Here is a 17,762-nt window from a genome sequence, read left to right as displayed (position 1 = left end):
GGGCGTTTCCTCTCCTTGCCGTTTTCGGCTGTGGCACAAGATGATTGCGGCGTTGATCGCGATCGGGTTGTCTCATTGGGAGACACCGCCTCGACCTGTCCACGAAGGGCGGAGAGTTCGGTAGTTCTTGCTGGGCACCTCTGTTCCATCTCTCCTTCAAACTCGAGTCCGGGTGGCCGGGGTCCTCGCCAGGCGTCTCATAGCGAGACACGTTCGGCGAAGGTGAACCGGTGCAGGCTGGGTCACGAACGTCACCAAGCCCTGAAGGAGGACGATCATGTCGATTGCGAACCCGTTCTACTCACCGGAGGCGCAAGGGCCGTACAAGATGCACTCCATCGGTCGCTTCGACTTGGAAGAAGGCGGGGTGATCCCGGAGTTGCGACTCGCGGTCGCCACACGCGGCACGCTGAACGCCGACAAGAGCAACGCGATCCTCATCCCGACGTGGTTCTCGGGCACCCACCAGACCTGGGACCAGATCTACATCGGGGAAGGGCGCGCACTCGACCCCGAGAAGTACTTCATCATCGTGGTGAACCAGATCGGCAACGGCCTATCGACTTCGCCGCACAACACTGACGACCCGTCGATCACCATGTCGAGGTTCCCGAAGGTGCGTATCAGTGACGACGTGCGTGCCCAGGAGCAACTACTGCGGAAGGTGTTCGACATCGAGAAGTTGGCGCTGGTCGTCGGCGGTTCGATGGGCGCCCAGCAGACGTGGGAATGGGCCGTGCGCTTTCCCAACCAAGTGCTCCGGGCAGCCCCCATTGCCGGCACCGCACAGAACACCCCCCACGACTTCCTGTTCACCCAAACGCTGCTCGACGCGATTACCAGCGACCCCGGTTTCGCCGGCGGCGACTACGCCACCCACCTCCAAGTGCAGGCTGGCCTGGGTCGTCACGCCGACATCTGGGCTGTCATGGGGCTCTCGACGGAATTCTGGAAGTCAGGATTCTGGAAAGACATCCCGATGCTCAACGGCGAGACCACCGATGACTTCACGACATTCCAAGACGGTTTCATCCGCGCGCTGTTCCAGCTGATGGACCCCAACGCGCTGCTCGCCATGGGCTGGAAGTGGCAGCGGGGCGACGTCGCGCGAAACACTGGCGGTGACCTCGCAGAAGCCCTGGGCAGAATCACCGCCAAGACCCTCGTGATGCCGATCGACCACGACATGTTCTTCCCGGTCGCCGACTGCGCAGCCGACCAACAGCTCACGCCAGGGAGCGAACTGCGTGTGCTGCCGTCGATCGCCGGCCATCTCGGACTGTTCGGCTTCGAGCCGGCGTACGTCGAACAGGTCGACCGGAACCTCGCCGAGCTCTTGGCGACCCCTATCTGAGTCCCTGCGCCCTCCTGACCTCATGACCCCGGCGGTCGAACTTGAGGGGTGGCCCGGACACCTGACGCAACACAGCGCGAGCAACGTGACCCCGTGGACTCCTTTGGCACCTCTGCATCTGTCGACAGCTCTGACTACGCCCGACGCCCAGGATCGACACGCATGCCGACTGCGGCTCACCTGGCACGGCCAGCGCGAATTGGCCACCACTAGGGCGGACCGACGCGGCGTCGTCCGCGAGGTGCTGCAGTCCTGGTCGCCGGGCGGATCCGGCGAAATTCGCGTCCTGCTGGCCGCCTTCAACGCCGACCTCGACAACCAGCTGACCCCGAACCCGCACGAGCAAGGACAAAGCCAGCCATGAGCACGACGGCCTCGCCAGGCCCGAGCAACGCCCGCGGGACTGTGGATTTAACGGTGTTTCCGGCCTGACGCGCTGGCGAGTGTCAGCGGGGAAGGTGCCGTGATGACCACGACACTGGGCGATGTGCCCGCGAAGAAGAAGGCCCAGCCCTCTGCGGAGGAGCTGGCGGCCAAGGAACTGGTGGCGTTCGCGAAGGAGAAGGGGCTGTCCCTGACCGGACCCGAGGGTCTGCTCAAGCAGTTCACGAAGAGCGTCCTGGAGACAGCGCTCAATGAGGAGATGACCGAGCATCTGGGGCACCAGAAGAACCGTGCCGCTGCGGACCGCGAGTCGGGCAACGTCCGCAACGGGACCCGACCCAAGACGGTGCTGACCCACGCCACGGGCGAGGTCGAGCTCGAGGTCCCACGCGACCGCGACGGGACCTTCGAGCCGGTGATCGTCAAGAAGCGACAACGCCGGCTCACCGAGGTCGACGAGATCGTGCTGTCGCTCTACGCCCGCGGCCTGACGACCGGAGAGATCTCGGCGCACTTCGGCCAGATCTACGGCGCTTCGGTGTCCAAGGAGACGATCAGTCGGATCACCGACAAGGTCCTCGAGGAGATGCAGACCTGGACCACCCGTCCCCTGAACGAGGTCTACGCGGCGATCTTCATCGACGCGATCATGGTCAAGGTCCGCGACGGCCAGGTCGCTAACCGCCCTGTCTACGCGGCGATCGGGGTCACCCTGGCCGGAGAGAAGGATGTCCTGGGCCTGTGGGCCGGCACCGGTGGTGAGGGCGCGAAGTTCTGGATGAGCGTGCTCACCGATCTGCGCAACCGCGGCGTGAGGGACACCTTCTTCGTCGTCTGTGACGGGCTGAAGGGACTCCCGGAGGTCGTTGGGAACGTGTGGCCGTTGACGACAGTCCAGACCTGCATCATCCATCTGATCCGCAACACCTTCCGGCTGGCGTCGCGGCGCGACTGGGACGCGTTAAAGCACGACGTGAAGCCGATCTACACCGCGGTCAACGCCGCTGCCGCGAGGGCTGCGCTGGACGAGCTCACTGAGAAGTGGGGCACCAAGTACGCGGCGATCATCCGGTTGTGGAACAACGCGTGGGAGGAGTTCATCCCGTTCCTGGACTACGACGTCGAGATCCGCACCGTGCTGTGCTCAACGAACGCGATCGAGTCGCTCAACGCCCGCTACCGCAGGGCGGTCAAGGCCAGAGGCCACTTCCCGACCGAGCAGGCCGCGCTGAAGTGTCTCTACCTGGTCACCAGATCCCTCGACCCGACCGGCCAAGGGCGGGCACGATGGACCATGAGGTGGAAGCCAGCGCTCAACGCGTTCGCGATCACCTTCGCCGACCGCTGGCCGGCAGCAGAGACCTACTAATGGAAACCGCCGGAAACACCGTTACTGAAACAGTCCCTGAAGTGAACTCGCAGTCAGCGGCCATCTGGGCGATCGCGTCGTCGAGCCGGTCTCGTCGGGCCTTGACCGACAACACGGCGTCGTAGTCGGACTCGAAGGTCATCCTGGTTGCCGCGGACCCGAGCTCGCGCCCGGTCTGACGCAACCACTGGTCGTGGATGCCGGTCCAGGCCTGCCCGCCGGAGTACACGAACCCTTGCCGCAGCAGCAGCTTCGACAGCCTGTGCCGGGCCCTCATCAGGTCACCACGCGCGTCCTCACGCGCACGGACCAGATCCCGTGCCGACTCCTGCTCGATGGTCGGCACCGCTACCGCTGTGGGTCAAGTCCCATTGAGTGGTGTACGACGGTGATTCGTCGTTGATGGTGGTCAGGCGCTGATCGCGCCGGCGGTGATGGTGTCCTCCTCGGGGTCGTTGCTGGTGATGAGGGTGAGGCGGCTCTTGGCGAGGACGTCGAGTCCGAGGTAGCGGCGTCCGTCGGCCCATTCGTCGTTCTGCTCGGCCAGGACGGCACCGACGAGGCGGATGATGGAGGTCCGGTCGGGGAAGATCCCGACGACATCGGTGCGCCGGCGGATCTCGCGGTTGAGCCGTTCGTTGGGGTTGTTGGACCAGATCTGACGCCACACCGCCTTGGGGAACCCAGTGAACGCGAGGACGTCGTCGCGGTGCTGGTCGAGGTGGGCGTGGACCTCGGGCAGGGAGGTCTCGATCTGGTCGAGGAGCTTGTCGTACTGATGCTGCACAGCATCTGCGTCGATCTGGTCGAACACGCTGTGCAGCATCGCCTTGACCCCGCCCCAGGCGTGCTTGGGACAGATCGACATCAGGTTCGCGGTGTAGTGGGTGCGACACCGTTGCCACGACGCCCCGGGCAGGGCGGCGCCGATCGCGTCGACGAGCCCGGCGTGCGCGTCGCTGGTCACCAGCGCGACCCCGGACAGGCCACGGGCGACGAGGTCCTTGAAGAAGGTGTTCCAGCCGGCACCGGACTCCGCGGTCGAGGTGGCCACGCCGAGGATCTCGCGGAACCCGTCGGCGTTGACGCCGGTGGCGACCATGACCGCGATCTTGATGACCCGCCCGCCTTCGCGGACCTTCATCGTGAGCGCGTCGGCGGCCACGAACGTGTACGGGCCGGCGTCGAGGGGGCGTTCGCGGAAGTCGCGGACCAGCTCGTCGAGATCCCGCGCCATCACACTGACCTGGGACTTCGATAGTCCGGTGATCCCGAGTGACTGCACCAGCCGGTCCATCCGCCTGGTCGAGACACCGAGCAGGTAGCAGGTTGCGACCACGCTGGTGAGTGCGGCTTCGGCGCGGCGGCGTCGCTCGAGGAGCCACTCGGGGAAGTAGGAGCCCTCCCGGAGCTTGGGGATCGCGACGTCGAGGGTTCCGATGCGGGTGTCGAGGTCGCGGTGCCGGTAGCCGTTGCGGCGGTTCGACCGCTCGGGGTCACGGGTGCCGTAGGCCGCACCGCAGACACTGTCCGCGTCCGCGGACAGCAGCGTGTTGACGAAGCCCTGCATCAGCTCACGCAGCAGGTCGGGGCTGGCCTGGGCCAGGTGCTCGTGCAGGAACTCGGCGGGGTCGATACTGGGTCCAGCGGTCATCGCTGTGCCTCTCTTCGAGTGGGTTGTAGGAGATTCCTCGAAGAATCACGCGGTGACCGCGCCAGCGTCTACGCCCGGGCCGTCACCACGTCGTACACCACTCTGCAGGACGCAACTCCGCTGTGAACTCGTCCAGACGCAACAACCTGGCCAGGTGAACCGCATCCTTGGCGTCGGTCTTGACCCGATCACCAGTCGGCCGTTGCAACTTTGACGGCGCCACCACCTCACACCGGATCCCCGCGGCGTTCAGCGACCGCGACAGCCCGAACCCAGTCGGCCCGGCCTCATAGGCCACGGCCACCGGTCCGGACAGGTTCTGGATCCAGGATCTGACGTGTTCGTGCGAGGGAGTCAGCTTCGCTTGGACCAACTCGCCCGTCACGCCATCGATCGCCGCTGCCGCGACCGATCGTGCGTGCACGTCGAGCCCAACACTCGTACGCTCTGTAAACACCGGGGCCTCCCACAACTGTCGGATAGGCCGAGCAGGCGGCCCCTGCTCGGTAACCCACGAATCTGTGAGTGAGGCCCCGGCCCGCAACCACTCAGACCGAGCGGTCAGGCATACCGTCTAGTTCACCATGGCTGGGTGGACATCACCGACAATGAAACGGGCAATCGTGACTCAGGCAAGTTCCGAGACAAGATCAATGATGTGACGCAGCAGCGGGACCGCGATCGACTGCTCCTCGGCGGTGAGGGATGTCCAGGCCACCGCCAACCGGTCGGCAACCAGGCCGCGCTTGGCGGCGAGGAGTTGCTCCCCGCGTTCGGTGAGCGTGAGTACGCGTCGGCGTCGATCGTCCGCGGCTGGGATGCGGCGCAGCAGGCCGGCCGCTTCCAGCCCGGCGGCCTGTTGGGTGACCGTGGGTTGGCTCAGCAGCGTGTATGCCGAGATGGCGGCGATGCCCTCGCGACCGCAAGCCTGCACGGCGTCCAGCAGCACCAGCTGTGGCACGGTGACGTCGTCGAAAAGCGGCTGAAGTCGGCCCCTGGTCCTTCGAGCGACTGCGAGCAGGGCCAGCACCGCATCGGCGAACTGTTGCCCGTCATCGGTCGTCGTCTGGTTCCGTGCGCGGTCGACGCCGACCGCTTCGCCATCAGCACCCATACGCGCTCCCCTAGGTCGATGCCGCTGACTGACAGGATCGGCCGTCGAAGGCGGATCGGCAGTCGCGTGTGCCGTCACGCTACCGGCCGCCGCCGGCGGCTACCGCTCAGCAAGGCGTCAGGCGAATGTCTGCGTGCTCACTGGGCAATGTTGCTCATTGGGCAGGCCCGGTCATACTGAGGGAGTGGATCGTGGGTTGCGGGACCTCAAGCGGGAGGCGACGGCACAGGCGCTGGCTGAGGCGGCCTTCGAGCTGACCCGTGAGCGCGGGTTGTTCGGGTTTGTCACTGCGGACGTCGTGGAGCGGGCGGGCTACTCCCGGCGCACCTTCGCGAACCACTTCTCCTGCAAGGAGGAGGCCGTCGCCGCGGTCGCGTTCGGGGGTGTCGACGACGCCAGCGCGATCCTCGCCGACCTGCCAGAAGACCTGCCGCTGCTCGATGCCCTGTTGTCCGTCATGAGGGATCAGTTCACCGCGGACACATTGGTGAGGATGCGCGAGCTGATGGCCATGGCACGGCAGTACCCAACCCTCGAGCCCTACGTCCTCAGCGTTCAGCAACGCATGCGCCACACCGCCCAAGAGCTCTTGGGATCCGTAGCCGGGGACCGGTACCCCGCCATCTACGTGCCGCTGCTGTTCGGCGCCGTCTACGGCGCCGTGATGGCCGCCCTGGAGGGAACTCTCGACGTGCACCTGGACGGCGAGAACGACGCCACCCCCGCATCGATGGACTACGCCTCGTTCCTCGATCTCACCTTCGACTACCTGCGCCACGGCCTCTAGCCACCGCCGCCCCGCCCCTCAAGGAGACCCAGAACCCATGTCCACATTCTTGTACCGGCTCGGACGAACCGCATTCGGCCGGCCGTGGCTGTTCATTGCCGGTTGGGTGGCGGTCCTCGCCGCGGTCGTCGGTGCCGTGGCCATCAACGGGGTGAACGTCAGCTCCGAGATGAAGATCGAGGGCACCGAGGCCCAGACCGTGCTCGACCGCGTGGCCGATGAGCTTCCCGCGGCCTCGGGAGGCCAGGCCAGCGTCGTGTTCACTGTGCCGGACGGTGAGCGCCTCGACACGCCGGAGCGTCTTGCGGTGATCAGCGGCACCGTCAGCGACGTCTATGACCTCGAGAAGGTCGTGAACCCCCTGGACGCCGCTCTGGGTGCCGGGGAGCAGGGCGGACCGGGCACTGATCAGGAAGGTGCACCGGCCGATCCCTCAGCCGGGTCGGAGCAGGGGCAGGCGCCTCCCTACCAGCCGCTGGTGGTGGACGGGGCCCCGGTGCCCGGCGTGCTGGTGTCCTCGGACGGGCAGGTCGCGCTGTTCCAGTTCCAGTTCACAGTCGCCTCGACCTCGTTGACCGATGACGACGTCACCTCGGTGGTCGAGGTGGTGGAGCGTGCCGAGCAGGGAACGGGTATCACCGTGCTCCCAAGCGACTCGCTCAAGGCCATCGAGATCCCGGTCGGTATTGGTGAGGTGATCGGTCTCGCCGTCGCCGCTCTCGTGCTGGTGCTCACCCTGGGTTCGCTGATCGCGGCCGGTCTGCCCCTGATCACCGCGCTGGTCGGCGTCGGCATCGGCGTGGGTGGCGCGTATGCGCTCTCCACGGTCGTCGAGATGAACTCCGCCACCCCCGTCCTCGGTCTCATGGTCGGCCTCGCCGTCGGCATCGACTATGCGCTGTTCGTCGTCAACCGGCAGCGACGGCTGATTCTCGATCGGGGACTGACCGCGCGGGAGGCAGCGGGCAGAGCGGTCGGCACTGCGGGCAGTGCTGTGTTCTTCGCCGGCCTGACCGTCCTCATCGCGCTGACCGCTTTGACCGTGATCGGCATCGCCATGCTGTCCACGATGGCACTGGTCGCGGCGTCCACGGTCGCCCTGGCCGTCCTCATCGCCCTGACCCTGCTGCCCGCGCTGTTGGGGCTGGTCGGGGAGCGGATCTGCTCCGACAAGGCCCGCTCCCGACGCCGCGCCAAGGTGGACGCGGAGTCCCACAGTGTCGCCGACCACTGGGTCAAGGGCGTGATCAGGTTCAGGTGGCCCGTCATCGCAGGAGTGGTCGCGATCCTGGGCGTGATGGCGATCCCGACGGCCAGCATGAATCTGGGTATCCCTACCGGCGAGACCGCGAACCAGGACACCGCTGCCCGGCAGAGCTACGAGGCGGTCTCCCAGGGCTTCGGTGAGGGATTCAACGGCCCCCTCCTGGTCACCGCAGAGCCCACCGGTACCGCAGACCGCGTCACTCCCGAGCTGACCGCGAAACTGATCGCCGAGTTCCAGGGCCGAGACGACATCGTGCTGGCCGCCCCGGTCGGCGTCAACGAGGCCGGCGACCTGGCCGTGTTCAGCGTCATCCCCACCTCCGGCCCCAGCGACGAGGCCACCAGCGACCTCGTGAAGTCGCTGCGCGAGCCCGACAACGCCATCGCCCAGACCAATGATGTGCAGCTCGGCGTCACCGGGTTCACCGCCATCGGCATCGACATGTCCGACAAGCTCGCCGACGTCCTACCGCTCTACCTCGGCATCATCATCGTGCTCTCCGTCCTGATCCTGATGCTGGTCTTCCGCTCGATCGTCGTCCCACTCAAGGCCACCGCCGGCTTCCTGCTCAGCATCCTGGCCACCTTCGGTGCCACCACCGCCGTCTTCCAGTGGGGCTGGCTCAGCAGCCTCTTCGGGTTCGACACCGGCGGCCCGCTGATGAGCTTCATGCCGATCATCGTGACCGGCATCCTCTACGGGCTCGCCATGGACTACGAGGTCTTCCTGGTCTCCTCCATGCGCGAGGCACACATCCACGGCCAGCCAGCCCGCCAGAGCGTCGTGCATGGCTTCGACCAGGCCAGCCGCGTCGTGGTCGCCGCCGCGATCATCATGGTCGCGGTGTTCTCCGGCTTCATCTTCAGCCACGACATCATGATCAAGCAGATCGGCTTCGCCCTCGCCGCCGGCATCCTCATCGACGCCTTCATCGTCCGGCTGACGCTCGTCCCGGCTCTCATGGCCGTCTTCGACGAGCGAGCATGGTGGCTGCCCCGCTGGCTCGACCGCCTGCTGCCCGACCTCGACATCGAGGGCGACAAGCTGCTGACCATGCTCAACCAGCAGGCCGAGGCCACCGACCGACAAAACATCGAGGTCCGCAACTGAGGAACCGTAGCGTCCAGAGACGAACGTCGGGGGCGCGTCCTGGAGGCCCCACCACACCGACCCGGACCGCCGGCAGGGCCCGAACGCGATCGACCGCCAACCTTTGGCGCCTCGATCACCGAGGATCGCTCATCCAGGATCTCGGCGGTACTCGACCCAGCGCCCGAGCATGCCCTCCGTCTCGCCGCGCAGGAACGCAATGAACTCCGTCGCCTCGGCCAATCGGTGGCCACCGCCGTTCGCGCCGAGCTCGACGGCCGCGGACTCCACCACGGACTCCCACTGCTGGAGAACCGGGATCCAGGCGGCCACGATCATGCCGCACACGTCGCCCTCACAGACCCGGTAGAACTCGGCCCTCCTCCCGGGTTCCCTCTCCTTGACCACCATCCGTGTCGCGGTGAGATACCGCACGGCCCCCGAGATTGCGGCCGGACTGACCCGGACCCCGTCCGCGAGCGCGGCGGCGGAGTAGCGGTCAGCGTCGTCGGCGAGCATGTAGGCCAACACCCTGGCGGGCATCCGTGGGATCCCGGCCTCGTTCAGGATCAGGGCAATGCGCTCGACCACGCGAAGCAGCCCCTCGCTCTCGTCCTGCCAGCGGCTCGGCATCATCTGCTCAGCATCGCTCATCGCGCCAGGCCCATCCGGCTGTCCCGGTTGGGATACCGATCGCGGCCCCCCGGGGCCTGTGCCGGGCCGTCGATATCGTCCCCGCACCCGGGAATGCCCGTGTCTGGCGCGGTCGCCGACGCCGGGCGTCCGGACGCGGCCGGAGCATGCGACCTCCACGTCACCTGAGCTGCTACGTGTCCAGCTCCCCCACCGGACCAATCCCGCCCCCCGTGCGGTTTCCCCGGGCACTCCAGCCACCCCGAGCAGATTGGCCGCAATCCAGCGTGCTGGCGTCGGCGTCCCGCCGCAGACACGTCCGACCCGCGAGGTCCCAGCCATCGAACGGCCCGGGATTCGGGGCAGCCGTCAGAGAACCGCCTGCAAACCGCAGATCCTGGAAGCGTTCGGGCTGTCGGGGTCTGTTTCAAGGTCGGTGCCAGCCCCGGCGCCTCCAGGTCCGGGACCGGGCGGAACGGGCAGGCCCGTCGTCGAGCTGCGCTGGATCGCGTTCGCGGAGGTACTCCTCAAGGTCGCCCAGCCCGCGGGCGATGTCTCGACGCAGCCTGCGTTCGGCAAAGAACCGGAGGCGGGGCGCAGGATGGTCGCGAACCCACTCCGTATACATGAACTGCCCCATGCACCAGCATGCACCGAACGCGACGCTGCCAGCTACCAGCGTCCACCACACGACTGCCAAGACATCCCACACGGCGTTCCCCAGCTGTTGCCATGCCAGCCCGTACGGATTCCCGTATCTCACCTCACCCACCTCCAGCCGTGGCGGCCGAACCCGGGGATCGCGATCGCCCGTAGGTAGCGGTCGGCGCCAGCCTACGCCGAAATACATAGGAGGAAAAGGGTAGATGCGGAGGGTCCAGCCGCCCACGGCGCTGCGCCTCCCCTGCAAGGCATGCTGTTGGATACCGACACCGATACCGATGGCGTTGTCGCCGGGCGTTGCCGCGTCTGGCTGAGCGAGTTCGGAAGACCACCAAGAGTCGGCGCACCCAGCGGGTCGCTCCGCTTTGAGTCGTCGTTGCCCCGATGTCGGGGGGACCACGTATTCAGCCTGGTTGCCCTTTGAGCACCATCGTCCGACACTGTCAGGATGACGGCACCGGCCTCGAGGCGGTGACGCGGTCGCTGACCAGCGACGCACAGGCCGGACTTCATGAGGAGTGCCACGCCACGGCGCGTGTCCGCTCTCCGAGCCCCCAGCCCTCCGGCGGCGGCCTTTGGACGGAAAAACTAGGCAGGTGGGGTATGGAGCAACCTTCTGGTGGAACGGCGGCAGTGGAGCGGCGGCCGTGAGCCCGGTCCGAGCACGACCAGGGCGCCGGCCGGGGCACAGTTCGACACGCGAGGAGATAGCTCGGGCAGCCCGCGAGCAGTTCGCCGCTGGAGGCTACGATCGCGTCACGCTGAGGGCGGTCGCAGCACAGGCGGGCGTGGATGCCGCCCTCGTGGCATACTTCTTCGGCTCGAAACGAGAGCTGTTCGACGAAGTCGTCAACCCTTCTTCTGATTCGTCCGCGCTCATCGCTCGACTCCTGGAGGGGGACCCGAGGCTCGTCGGCGAGCGCTTGGCAAGACTGGTGATCGAGGCACTCGATGATACGGGCCGGCGAGAGCGCATCCTCGGAACCATCCGCACCGCGGCGGTCGAAGCCGACACCGCTCGCAAGGTTGGCGAGAAGTTCACCACTGAGCTGCTGGAACCGGTCGTGTCCCAGCTCGGGGTCGCGCAGGCGCCATTGCGCGCCGCGCTCGTGATGTCGCAGATCCTTGGCCTCGCCTTGGCTGCCCACGTCGTGGGCCTCGAGGATCTGACCTCGGCCAGCCAGGACGAGCTGGTGGCCGCGCTTGCTCCCACGTTGCAGCGCTACTTGGTCGGCGACATCTCCTGACTGGCGTCCGGCTGTCCCCAAACATCGCCCACTTGCGATCTGCGGCGGGTGGAACTGCTGAGCCGCCGCACCCGGAGCAGTAGCGCTTATCCCGGCGCCGCTCCGGCCCTGGCCACGCGAGACATCACGGGTGCGCTCGCCGTCGCCCAAGCCGTTATGGTTGGTACATGCAATCAGTTGGATCGGAGACCGACCTGACCTCGGTGGAGTCCATCGAGCAAGAACTGACCCTGTTGGTGCGTCGTGCCCAGAAGGTGCACTTGCGCGGCGGCCCGACAGAGCAGGTCGTGGAAAGGGCCGCCTACGGGATCCTCGCGTGGCTCCATGACACCGGCCCACTGCGGTCTAGTGAGCTCGCAGCGCACTTCCACCTAGACGCCTCGACGATCAGCCGACAGGTCGCGGCCCTGGAGCAGGCCGGCCTTGTCACGCGCGAACCGGACGCCGATGACCGGCGCGCTCTCCGGCTGCGGCTCACCGAGCACGGCCGAGGCGTGTTGACGACGACGCGGGCGGAACGACGCGGCGTCGTCCGGGAGCTGCTGCGGTCGTGGTCGCCCGAGGATCTGGCGCGCTTCGCGTCCCTGCTGGCGGCGTTCAACGCCGGCCTCGACGAGCATCTGACCGGGGATCCGCACACCGCGGAAGGGGGCCAGCGATGAGTACGGCATCCTCCCCCGGAGCCGGTGCCCCCGGGGCACCCGGCGAGCAGGTGATGCCGGAGCTGACGCACCGGCAGATCCTCACTGTCCTGGTCGGGCTCATGCTCGGCATGCTGGTCGCCGCCCTGTCCCAGACGATCGTGGCCACCGCGCTGCCCACCATCGTCGGCGAGCTCGGCGGTCAGGACCAGCTGGCCTGGGTCGTCTCGGCCACCCTGTTGACCTCGACCGCATCCACTCCCATCTGGGGCAAGCTGTCGGACCTGTACGGCCGCAAGATCATGTTCCAGTCCGCGATCGGGATCTTCCTGGTCTCCTCACTCGCCGCCGGGTTCGCCCAGAACATGGGGCAGCTGGTGGGGTCCCGAGCCGTCATGGGACTCGGCGTGGGCGGGCTGATGGCACTGTCCCAGGCGATCATCGGCGACGTCGTCAGTCCCCGCGAACGCGGCCGCTACCAGGGCTACATCGGCTCGGTCTTCGGCCTGGCCACCGTCGCCGGGCCCCTGCTGGGTGGCTTCCTGGTCGAGCACCTCTCGTGGCGGTGGACCTTCTGGGTCGGGATCCCCATCGGCATCGTGGCCCTGGTGGTGACCGAACGGGTGCTGAAGCTGCCGTTCCCACGCCGCCGGCACGCCATCGACTGGCTGGGGGCGTTCTTCATCGTCGCCGGGATCAGCGCGCTGTTGCTGATGCTCTCGCTCGGCGGCAAGGAGTTCGCCTGGAACTCGGCCTGGACCTACGGGTTGACCGCGGTGGCGCTGGTCATGCTGGCGCTCACGGTCTGGCAGGAGCGCCGGGCGGCCGAACCGATCATGCCGCCGCGGCTGTTCGCCAACCACACCTTCGTCATCACCAGTCTGGCCGGCTTCGTCGTCGGGGTCGCCATGTTCGGCGCCATCATCTTCTTGCCGCAGTACCTGCAGATCGTCAAGGGTGAGTCCCCCACCGCCTCCGGCCTGCTGACCCTTCCGCTGATGGTCGGCCTGCTGGCCACCTCCATCGGATCGGGGCGGCTGATCACCCGCACCGGCCGCTACAAGATCTTCCCCGTCGTCGGCCTGCTGGTCGCCGCCGTCGGCCTGACGCTGATGAGCCGACTGTCAGTGGACACCTCGCTGTGGCTGGCCGGCGTTTTCATGTTCATCACCGGCGCCGGCATCGGCATGGTGATGCAGGTCCTCGTGCTGGCGACCCAGAATGCGGTGCCCCATGCCGACCTCGGCGTCGCCACCTCCGGAGCCACCTTCTTCCGATCCCTGGGCGGCGCGATGGGAGTCGCCGTCTTCGGCGCACTGCTCACCCACCGGCTCCGCGACACCATCCCCGCGCAGCTGACGGCGGCCGGGGTGAGCGCCGACCAGATGCCCGCCGGGTCGGCCACCCAGGGCAGCCCCGAACAGATCGCGGCGCTGCCCGAGCCCATCCATCTCGCGGTCACCACCGGGTTCGCCGAGGCGCTGCAGACCACCTTCCTCGCCGCCGTACCGTTCGCGATCCTCGGCTTCGTCATCCTGCTGTTCCTGCGCGAGACCCCGTTGCGAGAGACCCGAGGACACAGCTCCGGCGAGGATCTCGCCGCCGCGTTCGAGACCTCGGTCGACCCCGACGCACATCTCACCAACGAGGAAGACGGCCCGCGGCCCGAGAACCCCCCGCCCCCGGGGAAACCACCCCACCGTCGCTAGGCAGGCCCGGTCCCCCCGGCGTCCGCGCCCCCGTCGGCTGCGAGGATGCGCAGCGCCTCGTCCGCATGGGCCTCCATCCGCAGCTCACTACGAACCACCCCCCGCACGCGCTGGTCGGAGCCAATCACGAAGGTGCTCCGCCGCGGCGGCAACCCGGGAAGACTCCGCTGCGCACCGTAGGCGGAAGCCACGGTCCCGTCGGCGTCGGAGAGCAACCGGTACCCCAACTCATGCTCGGCGTCGAACTGACGCTGACGAGCCACGGAGTCGCGGCTGATCCCGACCCTGGTCGCACCGGTCGCCTCGAACTCCGCAGCCAGGTCACGGAAATGGCAGCTTTCCGCGGTGCAGCCTCGACTCATCGCCAACGGGTAGAAGAACAGCACCACCGGCCCGGCCGCGAGCAGCCGACTCAGCCGGACCGGAGTCTCATGCTGGTCGGGCAGTTCGAAGTCCGGGGCAAGGTCACCGACTCGCAGCCCAGTCATCGACGACTCCCTCCGGTCCGGGCGCTTCGGTTCGGGTCGTGGTGCAACGGCGGGCTCAGTCGAGGTCGAACAGCGGGTCGGTCAGGGTGAGGCCCAGGTCCGGGCCGGCCCAGCCGAACAGGACCAGCACCATCAGCGCCGCCCCGGCCAGCGCCAGGTCCTTGAGGAACTGGGTCTGTTCCATCATCCGCTGCTGAGGATCTTCGACGCCCCAGGGGCCGTGCATGATCACGGCCGTGGGAACCAGGAAGACCACCAGGAACAGGGCGCCCAGGTCGCCCCAGGCGCCCAGCAGGACCATCAGTGCGCCGGCCACGATCAGCAGCCCCGTCCCGAAGACCGCTGCCGGGGCGAGCGCCTGGGGAACCCCACGAGAGGCGGTGTACTGGGCCATCATCTTGGTCTGGGTCAGGTGCCCGAATCCCGACATCAAGAACAACATGGCGAACAGGATGCGCCCCACCAACACGACTACGTCCACGGTCAGCCACCAGACCTTCCACGCCGGGTGCGGAGCAGGACGACGGCCGCCTGCCCCAACTCCTCCATCCTAGATCAGTGATGTACGAATAGTAAGTACTTCTCGTAAGTGCTCTGGGATGTGTCCGTCGTGGCCGCGACATGACTCCAGCGAGCGTGGTTGTCCGACAGAAAGGTTCCTCGCGACGAACCGAAACGTCATGATGGACGGGTGACCGAGCAGAGCGGCACCTCCGGACAATGGCCGCCCGGCCACTGCCTCGGCCTGCAGCAAGCGCTGGAGCTTATCGGTGGCAGATGGACGGGCAGCATCCTGCTCGCAGTGCTCTCGGGTTCTCGGCGGTTCAGCGACATCCGCGTCGCCGTTCCTGGCGTCTCGGATCGGCTGCTGTGCGACCGGCTGCGCCGGCTCGAGGCCGAGGGACTCCTCGAGCGTCACACCACCACGGAATCGGGCCTGGTCGGCTATGCCCCGACCGAGGCGGCGCAGGCGCTCGTGCCCGCGCTCCACGCGATCTTGGACTGGACCACGCGATGGAGGGATGACACCGGGCACCAATCCGACGCCGGCAACGACCGCTGAATCCAGCCCCACCCTAGGTGTACCTAGGGTGGGGCCGCGCCGCTCACGTCGTTAGCGACCGCTAGGGCGACTCGTCCCAGCAGAATCCGGCCCACTCCATGAGGGGTCACGCAACCCGCCCGCGCCGCAGTGGCCCGCCATCCGATGCGGATAGTCCGTAAGAACCCTCCCATGGCCTCACCTGCCTCGCGAACGCGCTATCACCGTGCAGCGGCGATCCATACCCGTCTTACATACATTCGCGCATGCATGTAAGGTCTCAGTGTGCCCACCCAAGCCAGGCGACAGGAGGAACGCTCCGCAGCCACTCGTCGCGTGCTGCTGGAGGCCACCGTGGCGTGCCTGGTCGAGCTGGGCTACACCGGCACCACCAGTGCCGCGGTGGCCGAGAAGGCCGGCGTGTCACGAGGCGCACAGCTGCACCACTTCGGGACCCGAGACCAGCTGGTGGTTGCGGCGGTTGAGCATCTGGCGCAGAAGCGCCTGCGGCGGGTGCGCGAGGCGTTGGCGGAGCTGTCCCCGGCCACGACTCAAGGGGCGAAGCGGCCTCGGAGTCGGATCGAGCCGCAAGAGGCTGCGCTCGGGCTGCTGGCAGAGGCGCTTTCGGGTCCGCTGTACGCCGCCACCCTGGAACTGTGGGTGGCCGCCCGCTCACATCCCGATCTGCGAGCCCAGTTGATCCCAGCCGAGGAGCGCGTCAACGACGAGCTTGCGCGGATCTGTCGCACCTACCTCACCGACGACCCGGTCAAGATCCGACTCACCCTCGACCTCCTCCTCGGCAGGGGGGTCAGCGGCCTGCTCACCTCCCACCCAGGCCACCGCCAAGAACAGGTCCTCGCCGCCTGGGCCCAAGTCCTGAGAGGCCGTCCATCCCATGACTGACCTGCCATCGATGCTTGCCACGTGGGCTGAGAAGTTCCGCCCGCACCGGGATGGAGTCGACCTGCCGCCCCACCACGAGCAGTGCCTTGGCTGCGGACCCGACAACCCGCACGGCCATCACCTCCAGGTTCGCCGCCATGGCGACGGCGTGGTGGCCGACCACACCTTCGACAACCGGCACGTCGGCGCTCCCGGCATCGCCCACGGCGGCGCAGTCGCCACGGTCATCGACGACCTTTACGGATTCCTGCTCTACCTCGTCGGGACACCAGCCGTCACGCGCCAGTTGACGGTCGAGTATCGAGCTCCAGTGATGATCGGCATCTCCTACCGACTGCAGGCACAAGTGCAGCGCCACGAGGGGCGCAAGTTGTTCCTCGTCGCCAGCATCGCCGGGCCTGATGGGTCCGTAGTAGGAACATCAACGGCGGTTTTCGTCGCGGTGGGCATCGATCACTTCACCCGGGAACGGCAATGACCGCAAGTGTCGAGGGGAGGCAACCAAGCGCTCGCCCCCCTCGACAACGGGCCACGGAAGACGGCGCCTTAGGAACGTCTGGCTGGTCAGCATCCATCGACACAATGGTGAAGGGTGGGAAGTGACATGACCTGGGTCGCGAAGGAACGCCGCTCCTTCGCAGCTAGTTTCCGCGATGCAGATCCCGATGCGCCGACGCTCTGTGACGGGTGGACGACGCGACACCTACTCGCACATGTGGTCCAGCGCGAGCACGCGATCCTGCGCAACGTCTGGGACCAGGTGACCACCAACTCGCCGGGCGAGGAGCGCTTCATGCGGTCGCTGGTCACCAAGGCCGGCAGCCCCCACGGATATGCCGCCCTGGTCGACACGTTGGAGGCAGGACCATCCCGACACTCGTTGATGGGTCGGTTCGATGAGACCTTGAATCTCCTCGAGTACGTCGTCCACCACGAGGACCTGCGCCGCGGATCCGGTCCGGTGCCGCGTCGCACGCTCCACGAGGAGGAGGTCCGGGAGCTCTGGCGCCGTGCAAGGCCGATCCTCACGAGGGCCTACCGGAAGGCGCCCGTCGCTGTCCGGCTCGAACCGGACGACAGCGCGCTCACCGCGATCGGTAAGCACTCGAGCGGAGTCGTCCTCTCGGGCGCGCCCCTCGAGCTCGTCCTGCACGCTTTCGGAAGGCGCCAGGCTGCGGACATCGGGATTCAGGGCTCAGCCGACGCAACGCGCTCCTTCGCCGAGTGGTCAGCGCAAAAGTGAGGTCCAGACGATGACGCGCGACCGCAGTGACGCCGTGGTCATACCGAATGGTCCTTGGGGGTAGCGAACTAGGCCGGAGAAGGGCCTGGATCTGCCAGAGCGCGGTCTTCCGTACTTCCATCACTTCGCGAACTGGCGAAACGCGTCGACTCCCGGGCACTTACGACCAGCG

Annotated in this window: 19 protein-coding genes and 1 pseudogene; 13 read left to right on the top strand and 7 right to left on the bottom strand. The window is 67.2% G+C overall.

Going from position 1 to position 17,762, the window contains the following annotated elements; all coding sequences use genetic code 11:
• Nucleotides 1-277: 277 nt before the first annotated feature.
• From ACY1JX_RS15850 to ACY1JX_RS15840, 3 genes are all read left to right on the top strand, one after another.
• The gene (locus ACY1JX_RS15850; protein ID WP_462564562.1) at nucleotides 278-1,354 is read left to right on the top strand and encodes an alpha/beta fold hydrolase; all 1,077 of its coding nucleotides are present in this window, start codon (nucleotides 278-280) and stop codon (nucleotides 1,352-1,354) included.
• A 22-nt stretch (nucleotides 1,355-1,376) separates the two neighbouring features.
• Nucleotides 1,377-1,718 (top strand): hypothetical protein, encoded by a 342-nt coding sequence (locus tag ACY1JX_RS15845; protein ID WP_159083749.1) that lies wholly within the window; start codon nucleotides 1,377-1,379, stop codon nucleotides 1,716-1,718.
• Between the two features lie 102 nt (nucleotides 1,719-1,820).
• Nucleotides 1,821-3,107, top strand: coding sequence for an IS256 family transposase (locus tag ACY1JX_RS15840; RefSeq protein ID WP_462564561.1), 1,287 nt, complete (start codon nucleotides 1,821-1,823; stop codon nucleotides 3,105-3,107).
• Here the strand turns inward: ACY1JX_RS15840 and ACY1JX_RS15835 are convergent.
• The 4 genes from ACY1JX_RS15835 to ACY1JX_RS15820 all read right to left on the bottom strand — a co-directional run bounded on the left by ACY1JX_RS15835 (nucleotide 3,067) and on the right by ACY1JX_RS15820 (nucleotide 5,875).
• A complete protein-coding gene (locus ACY1JX_RS15835) occupies nucleotides 3,067-3,453 on the bottom strand; it encodes a hypothetical protein (protein ID WP_462564560.1) in 387 nt (128 codons plus the stop codon). The genes ACY1JX_RS15840 and ACY1JX_RS15835 overlap by 41 nt on opposite strands.
• A gap of 63 nt (nucleotides 3,454-3,516) precedes the next feature.
• Nucleotides 3,517-4,761 carry an IS256 family transposase gene (locus tag ACY1JX_RS15830; RefSeq protein WP_462564559.1) on the bottom strand — a complete coding sequence of 415 codons (1,245 nt, stop codon included), beginning with the start codon at nucleotides 4,759-4,761 and terminating at the stop codon, nucleotides 3,517-3,519.
• Between the two features lie 82 nt (nucleotides 4,762-4,843).
• A complete protein-coding gene (locus ACY1JX_RS15825; protein ID WP_462564558.1) occupies nucleotides 4,844-5,185 on the bottom strand; it encodes a hypothetical protein in 342 nt (113 codons plus the stop codon).
• Nucleotides 5,186-5,389: 204 nt separating this feature from the next.
• Nucleotides 5,390-5,875 (bottom strand): MarR family winged helix-turn-helix transcriptional regulator, encoded by a 486-nt coding sequence (locus ACY1JX_RS15820; RefSeq protein ID WP_107766957.1) that lies wholly within the window; start codon nucleotides 5,873-5,875, stop codon nucleotides 5,390-5,392.
• 184 nt (nucleotides 5,876-6,059) lie between these two features.
• Here ACY1JX_RS15820 and ACY1JX_RS15815 point away from each other — a divergent pair, with 184 nt between their 5' ends.
• Together ACY1JX_RS15815 and ACY1JX_RS15810 are read left to right on the top strand one after the other, a co-directional pair.
• A complete protein-coding gene (locus ACY1JX_RS15815) occupies nucleotides 6,060-6,662 on the top strand; it encodes a TetR/AcrR family transcriptional regulator (RefSeq protein ID WP_107766956.1) in 603 nt (200 codons plus the stop codon).
• A gap of 37 nt (nucleotides 6,663-6,699) precedes the next feature.
• Nucleotides 6,700-9,039 carry an MMPL family transporter gene (locus ACY1JX_RS15810; RefSeq protein WP_462564557.1) on the top strand — a complete coding sequence of 780 codons (2,340 nt, stop codon included), beginning with the start codon at nucleotides 6,700-6,702 and terminating at the stop codon, nucleotides 9,037-9,039.
• 129 nt (nucleotides 9,040-9,168) lie between these two features.
• On the opposite strand, the gene ACY1JX_RS15805 is transcribed toward ACY1JX_RS15810, so the two are convergent.
• Nucleotides 9,169-9,672 carry a GbsR/MarR family transcriptional regulator gene (locus ACY1JX_RS15805; protein ID WP_199907607.1) on the bottom strand — a complete coding sequence of 168 codons (504 nt, stop codon included), beginning with the start codon at nucleotides 9,670-9,672 and terminating at the stop codon, nucleotides 9,169-9,171.
• A gap of 1,160 nt (nucleotides 9,673-10,832) precedes the next feature.
• On the opposite strand from ACY1JX_RS15805, the pseudogene ACY1JX_RS15800 reads away from it, so the two are divergent.
• The 4 genes and pseudogenes from ACY1JX_RS15800 to ACY1JX_RS15785 all read left to right on the top strand — a co-directional run.
• A pseudogene (locus ACY1JX_RS15800) lies at nucleotides 10,833-11,102 on the top strand (TetR family transcriptional regulator); the annotation flags it as partial.
• Nucleotides 11,103-11,561 (top strand): TetR/AcrR family transcriptional regulator, encoded by a 459-nt coding sequence (locus ACY1JX_RS15795; RefSeq protein ID WP_462565896.1) that lies wholly within the window; start codon nucleotides 11,103-11,105, stop codon nucleotides 11,559-11,561.
• A gap of 203 nt (nucleotides 11,562-11,764) precedes the next feature.
• Nucleotides 11,765-12,223, top strand: a complete 459-nt coding sequence (locus tag ACY1JX_RS15790) for a MarR family winged helix-turn-helix transcriptional regulator (protein ID WP_462564556.1) — start codon at nucleotides 11,765-11,767, stop codon at nucleotides 12,221-12,223.
• Nucleotides 12,220-13,911 carry an MDR family MFS transporter gene (locus ACY1JX_RS15785; RefSeq protein ID WP_462564555.1) on the top strand — a complete coding sequence of 564 codons (1,692 nt, stop codon included), beginning with the start codon at nucleotides 12,220-12,222 and terminating at the stop codon, nucleotides 13,909-13,911. The genes ACY1JX_RS15790 and ACY1JX_RS15785 overlap by 4 nt, the downstream gene beginning before the upstream one ends.
• On the opposite strand, the gene ACY1JX_RS15780 is transcribed toward ACY1JX_RS15785, so the two are convergent.
• Both ACY1JX_RS15780 and ACY1JX_RS15775 read right to left on the bottom strand, forming a co-directional pair.
• Nucleotides 13,908-14,399, bottom strand: a complete 492-nt coding sequence (locus ACY1JX_RS15780; RefSeq protein WP_462564554.1) for a peroxiredoxin — start codon at nucleotides 14,397-14,399, stop codon at nucleotides 13,908-13,910. The two genes, ACY1JX_RS15785 and ACY1JX_RS15780, sit on opposite strands and share 4 nt — an antisense overlap.
• 55 nt (nucleotides 14,400-14,454) lie before the next feature.
• Nucleotides 14,455-14,862, bottom strand: coding sequence for a DoxX family protein (locus tag ACY1JX_RS15775; RefSeq protein WP_343899022.1), 408 nt, complete (start codon nucleotides 14,860-14,862; stop codon nucleotides 14,455-14,457).
• Between the two features lie 228 nt (nucleotides 14,863-15,090).
• On the opposite strand from ACY1JX_RS15775, the gene ACY1JX_RS15770 reads away from it, so the two are divergent.
• The 4 genes from ACY1JX_RS15770 to ACY1JX_RS15755 all read left to right on the top strand — a co-directional run bounded on the left by ACY1JX_RS15770 (nucleotide 15,091) and on the right by ACY1JX_RS15755 (nucleotide 17,590).
• The gene (locus ACY1JX_RS15770) at nucleotides 15,091-15,462 is read left to right on the top strand and encodes a winged helix-turn-helix transcriptional regulator (RefSeq protein WP_199907606.1); all 372 of its coding nucleotides are present in this window, start codon (nucleotides 15,091-15,093) and stop codon (nucleotides 15,460-15,462) included.
• Nucleotides 15,463-15,777: 315 nt separating this feature from the next.
• Nucleotides 15,778-16,347, top strand: a complete 570-nt coding sequence (locus tag ACY1JX_RS15765) for a TetR/AcrR family transcriptional regulator (RefSeq protein ID WP_462564553.1) — start codon at nucleotides 15,778-15,780, stop codon at nucleotides 16,345-16,347.
• The gene (locus tag ACY1JX_RS15760) at nucleotides 16,340-16,825 is read left to right on the top strand and encodes a PaaI family thioesterase (protein ID WP_462564552.1); all 486 of its coding nucleotides are present in this window, start codon (nucleotides 16,340-16,342) and stop codon (nucleotides 16,823-16,825) included. The genes ACY1JX_RS15765 and ACY1JX_RS15760 overlap by 8 nt, the downstream gene beginning before the upstream one ends.
• Before the next feature lie 126 nt (nucleotides 16,826-16,951).
• Nucleotides 16,952-17,590, top strand: coding sequence for a maleylpyruvate isomerase family mycothiol-dependent enzyme (locus ACY1JX_RS15755; RefSeq protein WP_462564551.1), 639 nt, complete (start codon nucleotides 16,952-16,954; stop codon nucleotides 17,588-17,590).
• The last annotated feature ends 172 nt before the right edge of the window (nucleotides 17,591-17,762 follow it).

This window comes from Aeromicrobium sp. JP4, assembly GCF_054957925.1.
This window is presented reverse-complemented; position numbering and strand designations above follow the sequence as displayed.

Bases quoted from the DNA above. Each gene is read 5' to 3' on its own strand.
- ACY1JX_RS15850 (WP_462564562.1), top strand. From the start codon at position 278: ATGTCGATTGCGAACCCGTTCTACTCACCGGAGGCGCAAGGGCCGTAC.
- ACY1JX_RS15845 (WP_159083749.1), top strand. From the start codon at position 1,377: ATGACCCCGGCGGTCGAACTTGAGGGGTGGCCCGGACACCTGACGCAA.
- ACY1JX_RS15840 (WP_462564561.1), top strand. From the start codon at position 1,821: ATGACCACGACACTGGGCGATGTGCCCGCGAAGAAGAAGGCCCAGCCC.
- ACY1JX_RS15830 (WP_462564559.1), bottom strand. From the start codon at position 4,761: ATGACCGCTGGACCCAGTATCGACCCCGCCGAGTTCCTGCACGAGCAC.
- ACY1JX_RS15820 (WP_107766957.1), bottom strand. From the start codon at position 5,875: ATGGGTGCTGATGGCGAAGCGGTCGGCGTCGACCGCGCACGGAACCAG.
- ACY1JX_RS15810 (WP_462564557.1), top strand. From the start codon at position 6,700: ATGTCCACATTCTTGTACCGGCTCGGACGAACCGCATTCGGCCGGCCG.
- ACY1JX_RS15805 (WP_199907607.1), bottom strand. From the start codon at position 9,672: ATGAGCGATGCTGAGCAGATGATGCCGAGCCGCTGGCAGGACGAGAGC.
- ACY1JX_RS15785 (WP_462564555.1), top strand. From the start codon at position 12,220: ATGAGTACGGCATCCTCCCCCGGAGCCGGTGCCCCCGGGGCACCCGGC.
- ACY1JX_RS15780 (WP_462564554.1), bottom strand. From the start codon at position 14,399: ATGACTGGGCTGCGAGTCGGTGACCTTGCCCCGGACTTCGAACTGCCC.
- ACY1JX_RS15760 (WP_462564552.1), top strand. From the start codon at position 16,340: ATGACTGACCTGCCATCGATGCTTGCCACGTGGGCTGAGAAGTTCCGC.
- ACY1JX_RS15755 (WP_462564551.1), top strand. From the start codon at position 16,952: ATGACCTGGGTCGCGAAGGAACGCCGCTCCTTCGCAGCTAGTTTCCGC.